The organism is Methylophilus sp. 3sh_L (assembly GCF_046766015.1).
In the GTDB taxonomy this organism is placed as follows: Bacteria; Pseudomonadota; Gammaproteobacteria; order Burkholderiales; family Methylophilaceae; genus Methylophilus.
The window spans coordinates 572246-588428 of record NZ_JBKOUF010000001.1 but is presented as its reverse complement, the minus strand read 5'-3'; the positions used below and the strand labels follow the sequence as shown (position 1 = coordinate 588428).

General features: G+C 52.1%; 14 protein-coding genes. 9 read left to right on the top strand and 5 right to left on the bottom strand.

Annotated features, from left to right (window positions below):
* Nucleotides 1-3 precede the first annotated feature (3 nt).
* Complete coding sequence (locus ACIDF8_RS02950; protein WP_412009125.1) at nucleotides 4-1188, bottom strand: porin; 1185 nt, start codon at nucleotides 1186-1188, stop codon at nucleotides 4-6.
* Between the two features lie 161 nt (nucleotides 1189-1349).
* Between ACIDF8_RS02950 and ACIDF8_RS02945 the strand changes: the two genes are divergently transcribed.
* Nucleotides 1350-1958 (top strand): hypothetical protein, encoded by a 609-nt coding sequence (locus tag ACIDF8_RS02945; RefSeq protein WP_412009124.1) that lies wholly within the window; start codon nucleotides 1350-1352, stop codon nucleotides 1956-1958.
* 36 nt (nucleotides 1959-1994) lie between these two features.
* On the opposite strand, the gene ACIDF8_RS02940 is transcribed toward ACIDF8_RS02945, so the two are convergent.
* From ACIDF8_RS02940 to ACIDF8_RS02930, 3 genes are all read right to left on the bottom strand, one after another.
* Complete coding sequence (locus ACIDF8_RS02940) at nucleotides 1995-4046, bottom strand: amylo-alpha-1,6-glucosidase (RefSeq protein WP_412009123.1); 2052 nt, start codon at nucleotides 4044-4046, stop codon at nucleotides 1995-1997.
* 2 nt (nucleotides 4047-4048) lie between these two features.
* Nucleotides 4049-5920 (bottom strand): alpha-amylase family glycosyl hydrolase, encoded by a 1872-nt coding sequence (locus ACIDF8_RS02935; protein ID WP_412009122.1) that lies wholly within the window; start codon nucleotides 5918-5920, stop codon nucleotides 4049-4051.
* A gap of 119 nt (nucleotides 5921-6039) precedes the next feature.
* Nucleotides 6040-6204, bottom strand: coding sequence for a hypothetical protein (locus ACIDF8_RS02930; RefSeq protein WP_412009121.1), 165 nt, complete (start codon nucleotides 6202-6204; stop codon nucleotides 6040-6042).
* A gap of 412 nt (nucleotides 6205-6616) precedes the next feature.
* Between ACIDF8_RS02930 and ACIDF8_RS02925 the strand changes: the two genes are divergently transcribed.
* Both ACIDF8_RS02925 and rpoH read left to right on the top strand, forming a co-directional pair.
* Nucleotides 6617-7069, top strand: a complete 453-nt coding sequence (locus ACIDF8_RS02925; RefSeq protein ID WP_412009120.1) for a hypothetical protein — start codon at nucleotides 6617-6619, stop codon at nucleotides 7067-7069.
* A gap of 520 nt (nucleotides 7070-7589) precedes the next feature.
* Nucleotides 7590-8444 (top strand): RNA polymerase sigma factor RpoH, encoded by an 855-nt coding sequence (rpoH, locus tag ACIDF8_RS02920; RefSeq protein ID WP_412009640.1) that lies wholly within the window; start codon nucleotides 7590-7592, stop codon nucleotides 8442-8444.
* A gap of 79 nt (nucleotides 8445-8523) precedes the next feature.
* Here rpoH and ACIDF8_RS02915 read toward each other — a convergent pair whose 3' ends face one another.
* Nucleotides 8524-10479, bottom strand: coding sequence for a dynamin family protein (locus ACIDF8_RS02915; protein ID WP_412009119.1), 1956 nt, complete (start codon nucleotides 10477-10479; stop codon nucleotides 8524-8526).
* Between the two features lie 227 nt (nucleotides 10480-10706).
* On the opposite strand from ACIDF8_RS02915, the gene ACIDF8_RS02910 reads away from it, so the two are divergent.
* The 6 genes from ACIDF8_RS02910 (at nucleotide 10707) to ACIDF8_RS02885 (ending at nucleotide 16059) form a co-directional block, all read left to right on the top strand.
* Complete coding sequence (locus tag ACIDF8_RS02910) at nucleotides 10707-11102, top strand: gamma-butyrobetaine hydroxylase-like domain-containing protein (RefSeq protein ID WP_412009118.1); 396 nt, start codon at nucleotides 10707-10709, stop codon at nucleotides 11100-11102.
* A complete protein-coding gene (gene ubiE / locus ACIDF8_RS02905) occupies nucleotides 11086-11853 on the top strand; it encodes a bifunctional demethylmenaquinone methyltransferase/2-methoxy-6-polyprenyl-1,4-benzoquinol methylase UbiE (RefSeq protein WP_412009117.1) in 768 nt (255 codons plus the stop codon). Before ACIDF8_RS02910 ends, ubiE begins: the two co-directional genes overlap by 17 nt.
* Nucleotides 11854-11857: 4 nt before the next feature.
* A complete protein-coding gene (locus ACIDF8_RS02900; protein ID WP_412009116.1) occupies nucleotides 11858-12454 on the top strand; it encodes a ubiquinone biosynthesis accessory factor UbiJ in 597 nt (198 codons plus the stop codon).
* Entirely contained in the window at nucleotides 12454-14001 is a 1548-nt protein-coding gene (gene ubiB / locus ACIDF8_RS02895) for a ubiquinone biosynthesis regulatory protein kinase UbiB (RefSeq protein ID WP_412009115.1), read from the top strand. The genes ACIDF8_RS02900 and ubiB overlap by 1 nt, the downstream gene beginning before the upstream one ends.
* Nucleotides 14002-14009: 8 nt before the next feature.
* Nucleotides 14010-14456, top strand: a complete 447-nt coding sequence (locus tag ACIDF8_RS02890; RefSeq protein ID WP_412009114.1) for a DUF2147 domain-containing protein — start codon at nucleotides 14010-14012, stop codon at nucleotides 14454-14456.
* A gap of 136 nt (nucleotides 14457-14592) precedes the next feature.
* Entirely contained in the window at nucleotides 14593-16059 is a 1467-nt protein-coding gene (locus ACIDF8_RS02885) for a sodium:solute symporter family protein (RefSeq protein ID WP_412009113.1), read from the top strand.
* The last annotated feature ends 124 nt before the right edge of the window (nucleotides 16060-16183 follow it).

Sequence of the window (16183 nt, the reverse complement as noted above, 5' to 3'; positions counted from 1 at the left end):
TGATTAGAACTGCATCTGCAGGGCGACTCGGACGAAATCTTTGTTAGAAGCCGTCGCGGTATCTTCTTTGCCATAGACGGCAGTCAAAGTCGCGTTGTAAGGTGCAATCACGTAATTGGTACCCACTTCAAAGCGTTTGCTTGTGCCGCCGCTTGTAGTATTGGTAAAAGCTGTGGTTGTCGAGTTGTAGCTTGTCACACCATCAGCGTTAAATTTTTGGTAACGGATGATAGGCATGAATTTGCCCCAGCCTACTTGCTCCTGGAACAGGTAGCCCAAGCCAGCGGAGTATGCATGACCTTGCTCACCTTTAAACACACCATCAGTGCCGTAGTAGTAGTAAGCGGCTTCAGCAGAGAAAGTGCCAGGACCAACATCTTTTTTCTCTAACAAGAAGTCGACACTGTAGGCTTTGTAATCACCCACCACATTGGTAGGGCTGACGACACCATCTTTTTTGTAACGCCCAGCGACGCCGATGGCAAGAATGTCTTTAGCACCAAAGTAGTTACCGGTACCGTAATAACCTGGTTCAGCGTCCCAGAAGTCATATTGCACGCGACCGGCATACATCAGGTTATCTTTGTGCGTTGAAGATTGTGACTGCGCGCCAACCCCGCTAAAACGGAAAATCTGGTTACCTTCAAAGGCACCGAATGAAACGCCAAGATGATCCTCAAGAAAGCTGGTAACCATGGCCACACCGTCATCACGACCAATCACACCACCGTTCCAGCCATAACGTGAAGCGATGTTTGCCCAGTAACCACCACCCATAGAGTAGTAAGGACCTGCCATGTTGGCACGGTCACTTGGTGACAGGAAACGACCGGCCCAGATGGATACTTCAGGCGTCACCTGGAATTGCACGTTGGCATCAATCACTTCAACATTAGAGCCAGCTGAACCGCCACCTGATTTTTCAGTGTTCAGCATGCCTTTGATATACTTGTTAAAGGAACCGGAGATATAAATACGAGCGCTGTCCAGTGCAAAGTCATTCGAACGATCACTGCCTTGATTCACAGCATCTTCTTTTGAGTTATAGCTACTGATAAAGCCAAAACCCAGGCCAACATATTTGTCTTCGCCAAAGTTGATTGTGGCACCTGCATTTGCCAGTTGTGCACCCAAGCCGCAAGCCATTGCTACTGCAGTATGCAAGGCACATTTTTTCAAGTTCATCATCTAAGTTCCCTTTCTCGTTAAATTCAAACAATCACAGTTGATCAAAACTTGCGCTCAGCTTAACGAGAGGGGCATGTAGGACAAATACGTCAATTTGCGTAGTGGCGAGGGTGTGAAAAGCCCGCTAGACTGCGCATAACAAATCACGAACAGGACTCGCAATGCGTCTTTTAACTTACCTATTCATCACCACTATATTAGCGGGGTGTGGACAACTTACTTATAAGCAGGGAGCGAGCCAGCAGGACATTGAGCGGGCGCATCAAGCCTGTCGCGGCACAGGTGACCAGTTCTCAGCGTGTTTGGCAGAGCATGGCTGGAAAAAACCACAGATGGATGCTTTTGATCCTTTATTTGCGACCATTGAGGCGACAGATAACCGCGCTGGCATGCAAAGCAAGCCGAGTCCTTTTATTGATTTATCTAAAGAAACAGCAACCAAAGCCGAACCTGCGCCTGTTGCAAAAAAACCACAAGCCATGCCTGCGGCGACGCCAACTACAACTGGCTCTTCTGTCCAGTCTGCAGAGACGCCAGAGCCCGCGCCAGCCACCCATAGCACGGTGAATGATGGGCCAGATGTGGAGTATTCGATTAACTCTTGGTGGAAAATGGGGGCCTTTCCCAACCAGTTATCCAGGGATCAGGCGAGCTGCGAGAAAAAGTTGGGCGAGCCCTATCTACCCAACTACAAGACGCAAACCTTTAAACGGGCGTTCGTTTCTTGTATGCATGACTTAGGCTGGATGGCGGTCAGGAATGTGAAATAAGCAATCTTATTGCATTGAAACTCAGCAGTTGCCCCGCTACTGGACAGTGACATTGGTTGGTGCGGTTTTGGCCAGGCAGCGTAATACCTCACCTACACTCCAGGCTTGGGCAATACAGCCGCCGGGCGTATAAGGGGTCTCGGCATCAAACACTTCGCTGATGGTGCCCACCCCGGCCTGGTTCAAATGCTGGTCAAAATGGATCAGCCAGGCTCGTGCTTCTGCGTTGGCTTCAGGATGGATTTTTAACCAAGCATCAATATATAAGCCCATTAACCAGGCCCATACTGTGCCTTGGTGATAAGCGGCATCCCTCGCCATCAGGTCGCCCACATAAGCCAGTTTATAGTCGGGGTGCCGCTTGGAAAGGGTGCGTAATCCCACAGGGGTGAGCAGTTCTTGCCGGATGGTGGCGAACACCGCTGGCCAGTGCCTTTTTTGCAGGACTTCATGATCCAGCGCGATGGCAAACAACTGGTTAGGCCGGCAAGCGTTATCATCGCCGGTCTCGCCATCAACCACGTCATATAAATAACCTCCTTCTGCATACCAAAAGCGAGCATTAAATGAATGGTAGGCCTGTTCGGCCAGTTCGTGCAGCCATGGCATGGCATATTCGCCATCCTCTTGTGCCACCCAGCCTGCCAGTAGCCGCAAGGCGTTATACCAGAGCGCATTCAGTTCCACGGCTTTGCCGCGGCGCGGGGTCACCACCCAGCCATTGACCTTGGCATCCATCCATGTGAGTTGGTAGCCTTCGGCGCCCTGCCTTAGCAAGCCGTCGGCCGGATCTACACCAATATTAAACAGCGTGCCGCGGACATGGTGTTCGACAATCTCGATCAGCTTGGGCAAGACCACGCGCAAGGTTTCACGGTCATGCGTTGCCTGCAGGTAGCGATGCAACGCATGAAAAAACCACAAACTGGCATCGGCAGTGTGATATACGCCCGTTTTATCATGCTCTGGAAACATGTTGGGGATCAGGCCCTCTTTTACGTGATTGGCAAAGGTGCGCAAAATATAACCGGCCTCTTGCTGGCGTCCGGTCACCAGCGTCAGCCCTTCCAGACTGATCATGGTGTCGCGGCCCCAGTCGGTAAACCAGTGATAGCCGGCGATAATCGTGCGTGCCTCACTGCCGCCTGCCTTGGCGTTCACCGCTTCATCCGGCCGGCCAGCCGGGGTAATGATGAATTGATCTGCAGCTAACACCAGTTCAGCACCCAAGCCACTTTGCAAGGCCGGTGCCGCCGCCTGGATCAATGCCTGGCGGCGGCTCATTTCAAGCGCGCAGGCCTCTCTTGGCGGCTTGGAGCGTATCACCTCCCACGACTCGGTGGAGGCGATCAAGGTCGCCGGCTGCTCACGTAACAAGGTCAGTGCAAAGGCGCCTGGGCTCCAGTGATGGCCGGTGTGCGGATAGCCACGCGCTTCCTCCACCCGGAAATGAATATCAGAACGTTTGCGCCTGTCCATGACAAAAATCGCATGTTCTCCACACAAACACAGCCTTAAGGGCGGGTAGTCTGAGTCCGCGTGAATCTCAAACTGGTCGTCATTGACCATCAGCGTGTAGTTTTTGACAAACTCGCGCTCAACCGTGGCTTCTTGCGGGCGGAAGTGAATGGATGGCCGGAGCTCCAGTTGCAAGACATCGCCTTCCAGCAACTCATAACAGATATGGGTCGTGTTTTGCCCATAAGGCATCATGACGCGTTTTTCCAGCACCATGCCATCAATTTCGTAGCGCCAGACCGGTAGCCCCATCTCAAGCCGAAAGGCCTTGAGCGATTGCGAACCCGGCAATTGCAAGCGGCGGCCACTTAACTCCTCGGCGGTGAGGTCCACCCGTACACCGTCTGGGCGGATCACTTGCTCGGACAAATGATTCAGCATGACGATACGGCCTAGCGGTGCCGGGAGCGAAGCCGTCAAAAAACCATGGTAACGGCGGGTGACGGCGCCTGAAATCGTGCCGGAAGCGTAGCCCCCCAAGCCATTGGTGACCAGCCACTCTTGATTGAGCAAGCTTTCAGCATCACTGGTGATGGGCAAGATGCGGTTAATCTGTAATAACGAGGACATGATTACTCCTGAGCAGATGGCACAACCGCGGCAAACACCTGGGCCGAGCTGTGCGGCAACGCAAATGAACTGCCTAAATCAATCTCGCGGATGCCTTCGCCGCCATATTTGGGATGTTCGCTAGACCAGGCGAGCTGCCAGCTACCCGCCGCAGGCGGCGCCAGCAGTGGCTCAGCCACCGACTCACACCATAAATCTGCCGCCAGGTTAACCAGCAACAAACGATCCTGATGCGGGGGATTGGCAAAAAAACGGAGCAGGAAAGCGGACTCGGAAAGTACCGCACCATCGACATTGAGCGGATCCGCAAATACCGGATCATCGCGGCGTAATTTCAGCAAATCATGATGCAGCAAATAAATGTCGGCATGCCGCTCCCGCTCTTCATGGTCCAGCTTGCAGCGCGCAAACGTTTTTTCACTTTCCGCTTTCTCCAGATAGGCTAGACTCAAGGGCGATTGCAAATTCGGAAACTGCGACAAAAATTCGATGCGGCCAATTTCCACACTAGCAGCCAAGTCAGGCGCATGATCCGCAAAAAATAGAAAAGGCGCCGAGGCGGCAAACTCCTGGCCCTGAAATAACATCGGCGTCTGCGGAGCCAACAGTAGCAAGGCCGTCATTGCCCGCAAATCAGCCGGTTTGGCATGTTGATGAATGCGACGGCCAAAGCCGGAATTGGCTATCTGGTCATGATTTTGCAAGTAATGCACAAAACAACTGGCGGCCTTACCCAGTACAGGTGTGCCACGCAGCTTGGCTTGCCAGGCATAATACTGGCCCTGATACAGATATCCCCATTTAACCGACGATACCAGCTCCTGGGCATGGCCGCGGTAATCATGAAAATAAGCCTCGCGTTTGCCATGCAAGGCAACATTGGCACTGTGGTGAAAATCATCATTCCAGACGGCATCCAACCCCAGCCCGTGCAGTAAAACCGGATCAGTGGCTGAGGCATGTTGCGGTTCATTCTCGCCAATAAAATACAGGGTTTTGTCTGGCGCGGCTTGCCGGGCTTGCGTCACCATCTCGGCAATCACATGTTGCTCGGAAGCGTCGTAAACAAAATGCGTTGCATCAAAGCGCAGGCCATCCAGATGAAAAATGTTTATCCAATAAACCGCATTGGCAATGAAATAAGTCCGCACCTGGGCGGAGCCGGGACTGTCAAAGTTTATGGCAGCGCCCCAGTCACTCCGGTAGTGGCGCGAATAATAATGATCGCTAAAGACAGATAAATAAGCACCGCTGTTACCGACATGGTTATAAATCACATCGAGGATCACGGCCAATCCATGCCGGTGAGCTTCGTTCACAAATCTCTTGAAGTCCTCTGGCGTCCCATAAACATGATAAGGAGCGTAAAACCCGACTACGTCGTAGCCCCAGCCAAAGTCACCATCAAACTCTGCAACCGGCATTAAAGTAATAGTAGTAATCCCCAGCGCAGTCAGTGCTTCCAGCCGCGCTGCGGCGGCGGCAAAGGTGCCTGCCTCAGTGAAGGTGCCGATATGCATCTCATAAAGCACTTGGCGTGGCGAGTTGACACCAGTCCACGCTAAATCCTCCCAACTAAAAGCGGCATGGTTGACCATGCACGAGGCTGCGTGCGGCCCTTCGGGTTGATAAAATGAGGCAGGGTCTGGGTACAACTGATGATGCTCATTCAGCTGAAACTGGTAACGGTCACCGGCCTGCGCCTGTAATAACCACACGGCCCAATAGCCATCGGCTTCAGATTGCATACGGAAAGGATGGTCGGTATCACTATTGAGGATCAGGGAAAGTTGCTGGACTTGCGGTGCCCAGACCCGGACATGCATGCCCCCTTCTGGATGGGGCTCTGCGCCGACAGGGAGGCGTCTATTCATGGATTGGGTTGCCTGATTAATCTTCCCCTAGAGGAATAAATTGTGCCTGCGGGAGCATCCGCCAGGCAGCTCAAAAAAATAACCCGGCGAAGGATAAGTTCGCCGGGCTTGGTCATAAACTAGTCGTTTTTATGACTTTGGCTACCAGCTTTCGCGTGTTGCTCGCTGGTCCCTCCGCGGGTAGAAGACCCTTGGTTACTGCTCTGGTTTTTATGGCTTTGGCTACCAGCTTTTGCATGTTGTTCACTAGAGCCACCACGGGTATTACTTTGATTTGAAGCCATGACTATCTCCTTTTCGTATCCAGATTACCGTCACATTGCACCGTTTAATCTGGAAGATTAGAGTGATATTTGCAATGTGTGAGGCCATCTTAAGACGCGAGCGGTGAGGCGATTATCGGGTGAGCACTGATAGCCTTGTCAGAATTTATTAAAGCAGGCTCACTGCCGTCACTTAGCCATATTTCGAGCTTACTAGTGACCATAGGGGAAGTATGCTGCGACCTCGACGCACGGCATTGTCACCAGCACCCGTTGAGAAAGTCCCTGAACAGGAAAATCGTCTGGCCGCTTGTCAGCACAATCTGACAACGCTATCAGAATCATGAGACTGCTCGACGAGACATATCCTTTCTACAATCCGCCCATGTCATTAAAACTTCATGTTGTGTTACTACTAAGAAAGAAGGCAACAATGATCAGAAAATGTATCGCGGGTGTCGTCCTCTGGACCGGAGCAATGGCCATCCCTGCGGAGGCAGGGGTTGCTGTGAGCGTGGGGCAACCCGGCTTCTATGGGCAGATTGTCATTGGGGATGCTTATCCGGCCCCACAAGTGGTCTATCCGCAGCCGGTGATTATCCAGCCACCCCCAGTCGCCGTCGTACAACCGCCGATGTATTTGCATGTGCCGCCCGGTCACATGAAACATTGGGCACGCTATTGCGGCGGGTATGGCGCATGTGGCCATCAAGTGTATTTTGTCCAAGACAACTGGTACCAGAATGTCTATGTCCCGCATTACCGGGACCATCCTGGTCCACCTGGGCCAGGCCCCGGTTGGGATCGCCGGGAGGGTGGCCCACCCGGACCAGGGGGCAGACCTGGTGGTGGCCCAGGCCACGGCCATGGTCATGGCCGGGATTAGTCTGCAATCAGACTAACCTGTAAGCACTACGTCAGCAAAACCCTTTACCATGCCTCATCCTTCATTGATTCCAGCAAATGGCAATCTCTGAAGAATGAGGCTCTCATACGTCATGAGAAAAGCCCAATGATCACAACGGATAGTAGTCGACTGATTTAAATGCTGGCCGTGCGGCCAAGCTTGATACAGCGGGTGCGCCCCGTTGTTTTGGCCTCGTTGTTTTACAAGGACCAGTGAAGTTGCACGACCGACGCCCCTCGCAGTTCTGCCCGCATATTCAAGCCCGCATTGACTGTCCGCCATATGAATATCCACCCATGATTCCCCGCCTGCCAACGCCCCAGCCAAGCAGCAGATAGTGATGAAAAATTGATGGTAAAAACAAGAGCTTATCCGCGGTTTCAACAATGATGGACTTTATAAAATGCGACAGTAGCCAGGAACTTTACCAGAGGCTAGCACTCTCTCTCATTGAGTGCTAAAATTGTTTTAAACCTCTTTTGATACTAAGGAGTTTGCTATCAACGCTTTTACATTACCTGTCGTTTCATCGGCTGACAGCCTGGATAAATACCTGCAAACCATCAAGCAGTTTCCGGTACTGACAGCTGAAGAAGAATACGGTTATGCGACCCGCCTGAAACAGAGCGGCGATCTTGAGGCTGCGCGTGCGCTGATTGTTTCGCACTTACGCCTAGTCGCCAGCATTGCCCGTGGGTACAGCGGTTACGGACTGCCACAATCAGACCTGATCCAGGAAGGTAATATCGGCTTGATGAAAGCCGTCAAACGCTTTGACCCGGATCGTGGCGTGCGCTTGGTCTCTTTTGCCATGCATTGGATCAAGGCAGAGATTCATGAATACATTGTTCGTAACTGGCGCCTGGTCAAAACAGCGACAACCAAAGCGCAACGCAAGCTGTTTTTTAACTTGCGCAGCATGAAGCAAGGCTTCGAAACCTTGAGCCAGGATGATGTTCAACGCATTGCCACTGAACTCAATGTGAAGCCAGAAGAAGTCACAGAGATGGAATACCGCCTCAATGGCCAGGAAATCTCGCTGGATGCGCAAGTGGATGAAGATGGCGAAGAAGTGTATAGCCCGATTGCCTTCCTCGAAGATGAAGGCCCTGAGCCTTCTACCTTGCTGGAGAATCTGCAAACCGAACACATGCAGACAGAAGGTTTGAGTATGGCCTTGCAGCAACTGGATGAACGTAGCCGTCGCGTGTTGCAGGCGCGTTGGCTGACCGAAGGCAATGCCGCCACCTTGCATGACCTGGCCGCAGAATTCAGTGTTTCTGCCGAGCGTATCCGCCAGATTGAGCAAAAGGCGATGCAAAAAATCAAAACCTATATGCTGGAAAGCAAATAAAAAAAACGGGTGCCAGGCACCCGTTTTTTTATATTCACCTTCTAGCCGTATTAAGCGCGCCGCCTTAACGCACCGCCACTCAGGCCGCCTGCACGACCACCTCTTCATGAATCAATGCTGCCATCGCTTTGGCATGCAGATGCTCTAGATCCGCCAATTGCTGACGGATAGACAGCTCCAATTGTTCGAGATCAGCAATGCGTTCTTCCAGGGTATCTGTGGCCTGGTAAATGCGTTTAATACTTTCCACCCGGCGCTTGAGCTGCACGTGATGCTCGCGCATCTGGCTCTCCATCGGTGCCATCACTGCTTTGAGCCAACTTTCCGTATCGCGGTTAGCGGCTTCATATTCAAGAATGACATGGCTGGCCAGCGTCTCAAAAAACTTGCTGGTCAACGTCAGCTTCTCGTGCGCAATCATGTTAAAGGTAGTATTGAACTGATCCCGGTAAATACCTTCCAGTTTATTCAACGCCTTGAGGTAACGCGAGGTGGAAAACGGTGGCGGCGATTTTTGTAACAAGCCATGCTCTTTGGAGAATTTTTCATACATGGCTTCCATCATTTTCTTGATCTCCAGCACATGCACGTCGGCGTCCATCATCCGGCGTTTCAGATCGCCAAAAAAATCATCCATGGCTTGGCGCATGGTTTTGGTAAAGGCCGCCTTCATCATGGTGTCACGCGTTTCGCGGACTTTGTTCTTGAGCGCAGGCATGCCTAAATGATGGAATAGCTGATTGGATTGCACCGCAAACACGCTGCGCAAGGCCTGGTAACGCTGCAAGCCAACTTCGAAATTGACTTTATCTTGCTTAACCTTACGCATCATCTGCGCAATCACATCTTCATTTTTACCTTGCAGGCAGCGCAATTCATCTGATTGGTCGAGCACGCTTTGCAAGCGGGTTTCAAGCGTCACCCGCGTTTGTTGCATCATGTCGTCGATTTCGCCCTGCAAGCTCTCGCGCACAATTTCCTGTTTGGCCGGAATCAACTCATCTGAGAGATTTTTCTCCAGTTGCAGCAAGCGGCTTTTTTGCAGCAAGGCGACATCACCCTTCACCTTGGCCAATAAGCCCTTCTGGGCAGAGGTGGGTAAAATCTGGTCGCGAGACAAGCCGAGCAACTCTGCCGTCTGTTGTAACTGGCGGTAGAGTTCGGTTTCTACTTCATCGTCCGTCTTGAGCGGGTCCCACAACCCGTCAATTTTGTTGAGCACCGCCATGCGGCCCTTTTGCTTCCAGCGTGCCCCACTGATATAACGGCGCCAGACTTCCATTTCGGACTTAGTGACGCCGGTATCTGCGCCCAGAATAAATAGCACGGCATGCGCGTTAGGCAACATGCTCATGGTCAACTCAGGCTCGGCACCAATGGCATTGAGGCCAGGGGTATCGAGAATCACCAATCCCTGCTTGAGCAGGGGATGTGGAAAGTTGATCATGGCATAGCGCCAGCAAGGGATTTCCATCAAGCCATCCGTGCCGATCAGCATGGCGTCGTCTGCATTGTCAGGATGGTACAAGCCCAAAGACTGCGCCTCTTCCACCGTGACGCGGCGGGTACGGCTCACCTCTTTAAAAGCCTCGACCATGCTTTCGCGCGAGTGTGCATCAAACTCCACCACAGACCAGGCTTGGGGCATGCGGCGATATTCAGTAATGGAAATCTGGTGACTGTTGGTTTCAATCGGTAGCAGTGACAGGCTCACAGGTTTACCGGTGTCATAACGCAACTCGGTGGGACACATGGTGGTACGTCCTGCGCCGGAAGGTAACAAGCGGTGACCATAACCGGAAAAGAAAATGGCATTGATGAGTTCAGACTTGCCGCGCGAAAACTCGGCGACAAACGCCACATTCAGCTTGTCTTCGCGTAAACGGTTGAGTTGCTGTTGGATGCGCTCTTCTAGTTGCACGTCACTGAGTTGCTTGTCAGCAATCCAGCGCCGATATTCTCCCAATACATCCGCAATCGATTGACGCCAGCGTGTATACAAATCAAATTGTTGTGCCAGTCGGTTATTTTCCATAGGACCTGCTGCAATTTTATTAAGGTGACCTACTTTTTGTTATTTTTCTATAATCTAACATGAATTATTAAAAGATCAAATAAATCATGCAAGTACAGCTATTAATTCATAAATAAAATGAATTATCAACCCTAAGATGAAACATTTGCTTGCCATGCGGTAGCCGCGTGCATCTGCTATCATGCGCAATATTCAAGTTAACGGCTCCAAACACGGTTTTCTTCAATATGAGCGGTCTACATCCTGATTGCCCGATCCCTACCCTGATCCAGTTACATCAGGGCTCCCACTTGCTGGAAATTCATTTCGATAACCAGACGGAATGCATGTTGTCTTGTGAGTTTTTACGTGTGTACTCCCCTTCTGCCGAGGTCCGCGGGCATGGTGCAGGCCAGGAAGTGTTGCAACTGGACAAGCAGGATGTGAACATCAGCGGGATTGAACCGGTCGGCCGCTATGCAATCAAACTGATTTTTGATGATGGTCATGATACCGGGCTGTATTCATGGGATTATCTGTATTATCTGGCACAACATTATGAAAGCCTGTGGCAAGACTACATCGCCAAACTGACGATGGCAGGCCATACGCGCAAGGAACCCAAGCATGCAACCCAACACTGATCAGCAAAAAACCACCCACTTTGGCTTTGAAACCGTCGATGAACGCGACAAGCAAAAAAAGGTCGGCGAAGTCTTTCATTCGGTAGCGCAAAAATACGACATCATGAATGACGTCATGTCGGCAGGCATGCATCGCTTGTGGAAGCGTTTTTCCGTCGACATCAGTGGCGTGGGGCCGGGTGACAAGGTGCTGGATATTGCAGGTGGCAGTGGCGACCTGTCTCGGCTGTTTGCCAAAAAAGTGGGGACACAAGCAGCCAGCAACCCCGGCACGGTCATTTTGACCGATATCAATGCCTCCATGCTGGGCGTGGGACGTGACCGCATGATTGATGCCGGCCTGACGATCCCGGCCACCCAATGCAATGCCGAGGGGTTGCCGTTTGCGGATGAAAGCTTCGACTGCGTCATTGTCGCCTTTGGTCTACGCAACATGACCCACAAAGACGTTGCGCTCAAAGAAATGCAACGGGTGCTCAAACGTGGTGGACGCTTGCTGGTGCTGGAATTTTCCAAGGTCTGGCAACCGCTGGAGAAACTTTACGACACCTATTCATTCAAATTGCTGCCCAAGTTTGGCAAATGGATCGCCAATGATGAGCCCAGCTACCGTTACCTGGCCGAAAGCATCCGTATGCACCCCGACCAGGAAACCCTGAAACAAATGATGCATGAAGCGGGCTTTGACAAGGTCGACTACTACAATCTGACAGCTGGCGTAGTCGCGCTGCATAAAGGGATAAAGCTCTAAATCCATGTTCAAACCTCTGATCCAATTTGTGCTGCAGCATCTCATGCAGCAAAACCGCTGGACTGCGCCCAAGTTACAGCCTTACGCCCACACCCAAATTTGCCTGGACTTTAAAGTCGCCAAAGTGATGCTGACCGTGTTGAGCAATGGTGAGCTGGCGGTCGCTGGTGAAACTGCTACGGCAGAGGCCACCATCCATCTGCCCCCTAGCCTGGTTATGCGCCTGTTGCGGCAAGACCCGCAGGCGCACAGCCTGATCAAGATTGAGGGTGACAGTGCCATGGGGATGGAAATCGGCAAGATTCTGGCCGCCGTCCGCTGGGATGTCGAAGAAGACCTGAGTAAAGTCGTTGGCGATGTAGCTGCTTTTGAGGTGGTGCAGTTTGGCCAGCAAACCATGCAGCGCCTGCAGGGCCAGGCCAAAAACTTGGGTGAAATGCTGGTGGAATACTGGCAAGAGGAACAACCACTACTGGCCAAAAAGAGCCGCATCGCACAATTTAACCAGGCGGTGGACCAGCTCAGGGAAGATACTGACCGCCTGCAGCAACGCGTAGAAAAACTACTGGCCGCAAAAGCCCCCGCAGAAAGTCAGCTCTGATGCATTGGATACGTTTTTTTCATATTATCGGCATGCTGATCTGGTATCGGCTGGATATTTTCTTTGTCCTTGACGATCAACCCGGCCTGGGTTCACGACTACTCAACGGGTTGCTTTTCTGGCGGCATGCGCCAGAAAAGCGTGCCGTGCGCCTACGCCTGGCCCTTGAAAAACTCGGCCCGATTTTTGTCAAATTTGGCCAGATGCTGTCTACCCGGCGCGACCTGTTGCCGCCAGATGTCGCTGATGAACTGACCAAACTGCAAGACCAGGTACCCCCATTTCCTTACCCAGAGGTAGAGCGGATTATTGCGCAGGCCTTTGATGCACCGCTGACGACAGTTTATGCCGAATTTAACGCGGTTCCGGTGGCCAGTGCCTCAGTAGCACAGGTGCATTTTGCCAAACTGCATAGCGGCGAACAGGTCGCCGTGAAAGTGCTGCGTCCCAACATTGCCACCATTATCCATAGAGACATCGCTTTACTGCGTACCTTGGCCTGGTGGGTCAAAAAACTTTCCAGTGAAGGGCGGCGCCTGAAGCCGGAAGAAATGGTAGAGGAATTTGCCCGTCACACCGAGCACGAACTCGACCTGACGCTGGAGGCCGCGCAATGTGCACAATTGGGCCGCAACTTCAGCGACCGCCGTTTGCTGGTGCCGACCGTGTACTGGGACTATTCACGCAAGCAAGTCATGACCATGCAGCGTATGTTTGGCACGCCAGTCCGCGAAACCGCAACCCTCAAAGCCCATGGTATCAACTTGACCCAGCTCGCCCATGAAGGCGTAGAAGTGTTTTTTACGCAGGTATTCCGTGATGGTTTTTTTCATGCGGACATGCATCCGGGCAATATCCAGGTAGTCACCGAGGGGCCAGACAAAGGCAAGTTTATTGCGCTGGATTTTGGCATTATGGGTAGCCTGACGCCTACCGATCAATATTACCTGGCCCGGAACTTCCTTGCTTTTTTCAATCGTGATTACCGCGATGTGGCCGTGGCGCATATCGAGTCAGGCTGGGTACCGGCAGATACCAATGTTGAGGCGCTGGAAACAGCCGTACGCGCCATCTGTGAACCCATTTTTGAAAAGCCGCTTAAGGAAATTTCGTTTGGCCGTACCTTGCTCAGCCTGTTCCAGATGTCCCGCCGCTTTGGGGTGAATATCCAGCCACAACTGATCATGTTGCAAAAAACCTTGCTCAATATTGAAGGTCTGGGCCGTGAGCTCGATCCGAACATCGACTTGTGGCAAAGTGCCAAACCATTTCTCAAGCGCTGGATGAGTGAACAGATCGGCTGGCGCAGCCTGCTTAAATCAGCCAAACGCGAGCTTCCCTATGTGCTTGCGCATGCCGCTGAAATGCCACGCCTGCTGGAACAATATCTGCGCAATCAAACTGACATGGCAAAACAACAGCACCGGATGGATGCTTTGCTAGACCGCCAGCACAAGCAGGCCAGCTGGCAAAAATGGGCAACCATGGCTATTCTCGTGCTGGTATTGTTACAATTTGCCAGCCTGTTTTTACTGTTCAATCACTAAAGGAGTGCATGATGGTATCCCCCACAAAGTCACTGGTTGCAGTATTGATGATGTTACCAATGGTCTTGCAGGCCGCGGATTTAAGCGGTCTATGGCAAACCACGGACGATAAAACCGGCAAACCCCGCTCATTGGTGCGCATTGCCGAGGCTGGCGGTGAATACCATGCCACCGTTGAAAAAGGTCTGTTACCGACCGACACCGGTGACGCGGTCTGTGACAAATGCACCGACGAGCGTAAAGGGCAAAAAATCATCGGCATGACCATCGCCAAACACTTGAAAGCCAGTGGCAAAGCCAATGTGTATGAAAACGGGGAGATTCTGGACCCGGAAAATGGTAAAACCTACCAATGTAAAATGACACTCAGCCCTAACGGGAACGAGCTTGACGTACGTGGCTTTATTGGAATTTCACTCATTGGCCGTTCGCAAACCTGGAAACGGGTGGAATAGTGGCAAACAAACGTGCAGATTTGTAAAAAAGGCCTGATTTTCAGGCCTTTTTTACTGCATCCAGAGTGAGAACCCCTGTGCGGGCCGGGTTTTGTTTTAAAATCTGCGTTTTGTCATTCATCAGGGGAAACGGACTGTGCTGATCTGGTTTGTGGTGGCGTATTTACTGGTTTCTATCGGGATAGGCCTGTTCGCTGCCAGGAATGTGCACAGCACCAAGGATTACGCGGTTGCAGGCCGGCACTTGCCGTTACCGGTGGTCACCGCCACCGTGTTCGCGACCTGGTTTGGCGCCGAAGCCGTATTTGGCGTATCCGCCACGTTTGTGCGCGAAGGCTTAACGGGGGTGGCCGCAGACCCGTTCGGCTCCAGCATGTGCCTGATTCTGGCCGGGATTTTCTTCTCCAGCCGCCTGTATAAACTCAACATCCTTACCTTAGGCGACTTTTACCGCATGCGCTACAACCGCAGCGTCGAGGTACTGACCACACTGGCCATCGTGATCTCTTACATGGGTTGGGTGGCAGCGCAAATCAAAGCGCTGGGGCTGATTTTCAACCTGATCAGCAATGGCTCGATTTCAGAACCAGCCGGCATGATTCTGGGCACAGCCATCGTGCTCACGTATACCACCCTGGGCGGCATGCTGTCTGTCGCCATCCTCGATTTTGTGCAGATGATTGTGGTCATAGGCGGCTTGCTATTTATCGCCTATCTGGTCTCCGGCCAAACAGGTGGCATCGCCCCGGTGATTGCCCATGCCCGCGATGCCGGCAAATTACATTTTTTCCCGCAAAGCACGGACTGGAGTATCTGGCTGACCTTTATGGGAGGCTGGCTGACCATGATGTTGGGTTCTATTCCGCAACAAGATGTGTTTCAACGTATCACCTCTGCCAAATCCGGAAAAATCGCTTTGTGGGGTTCATTATTTGGCGCCAGTATTTACTTCTGCTTTACTTTTGTGCCCATGTTTATTGCCTATGCGGCAACCCTGATTGATCCGGCCACGTTTGGTACCCTGGTCGACACTGATTCACAGCGTGTCTTACCCACGCTGGTGTTAACGCATACGCCATTGCTGGCACAGGCGATCTTCTTTGGCGCAGTGCTCTCTGCCATCATGAGCTGCTCTTCTGCCACCTTGCTGGCCCCGTCGGTCAGTTTTGCAGAAAACGTGGTCAAAGGCTTCATGCCCCATATGAGTGATCATCACTTTTTGCGTGTCATGCGGCTATGCCTGGTTGGGTTCGCAGCCATGGTGCTGTTTTACGCCCTCAACTCCGAACTGTCTATTTTTGGCATGGTGGAAAGTGCTTACAAGGTCACGCTGGCCGGTGCTTTTGTGCCCTTGTTATTTGGCGCCTTCTGGAAACGGGCGACCAGCCAGGGTGCACTCGCAGCCATTGTATTGGGCATTGCCAGCTGGGTCCTGCTCGAAGTGATGGTGGAAAACAGCCTGATCCCGGCGCAATTGATTGGGCTGCTGGTCAGTGCCGTAGCCATGGTCATAGGCTCATTGTTACCACAAAAAATGGGCGGCACCCCTGCCCCGGCAGCGGGTTACCTGCATGAACATGCTGCCAGGTCGCACCCGCATTAGCCAAGCTATCGCCGCCGGGAAACATTCATGCCAATTGCGTGAATACGGCATTAAAAAGCGGATTATTCACGCAAACAACACGGTTGGGAATTTGTGATAATCCACCGTTAACTCAGCACTTTAT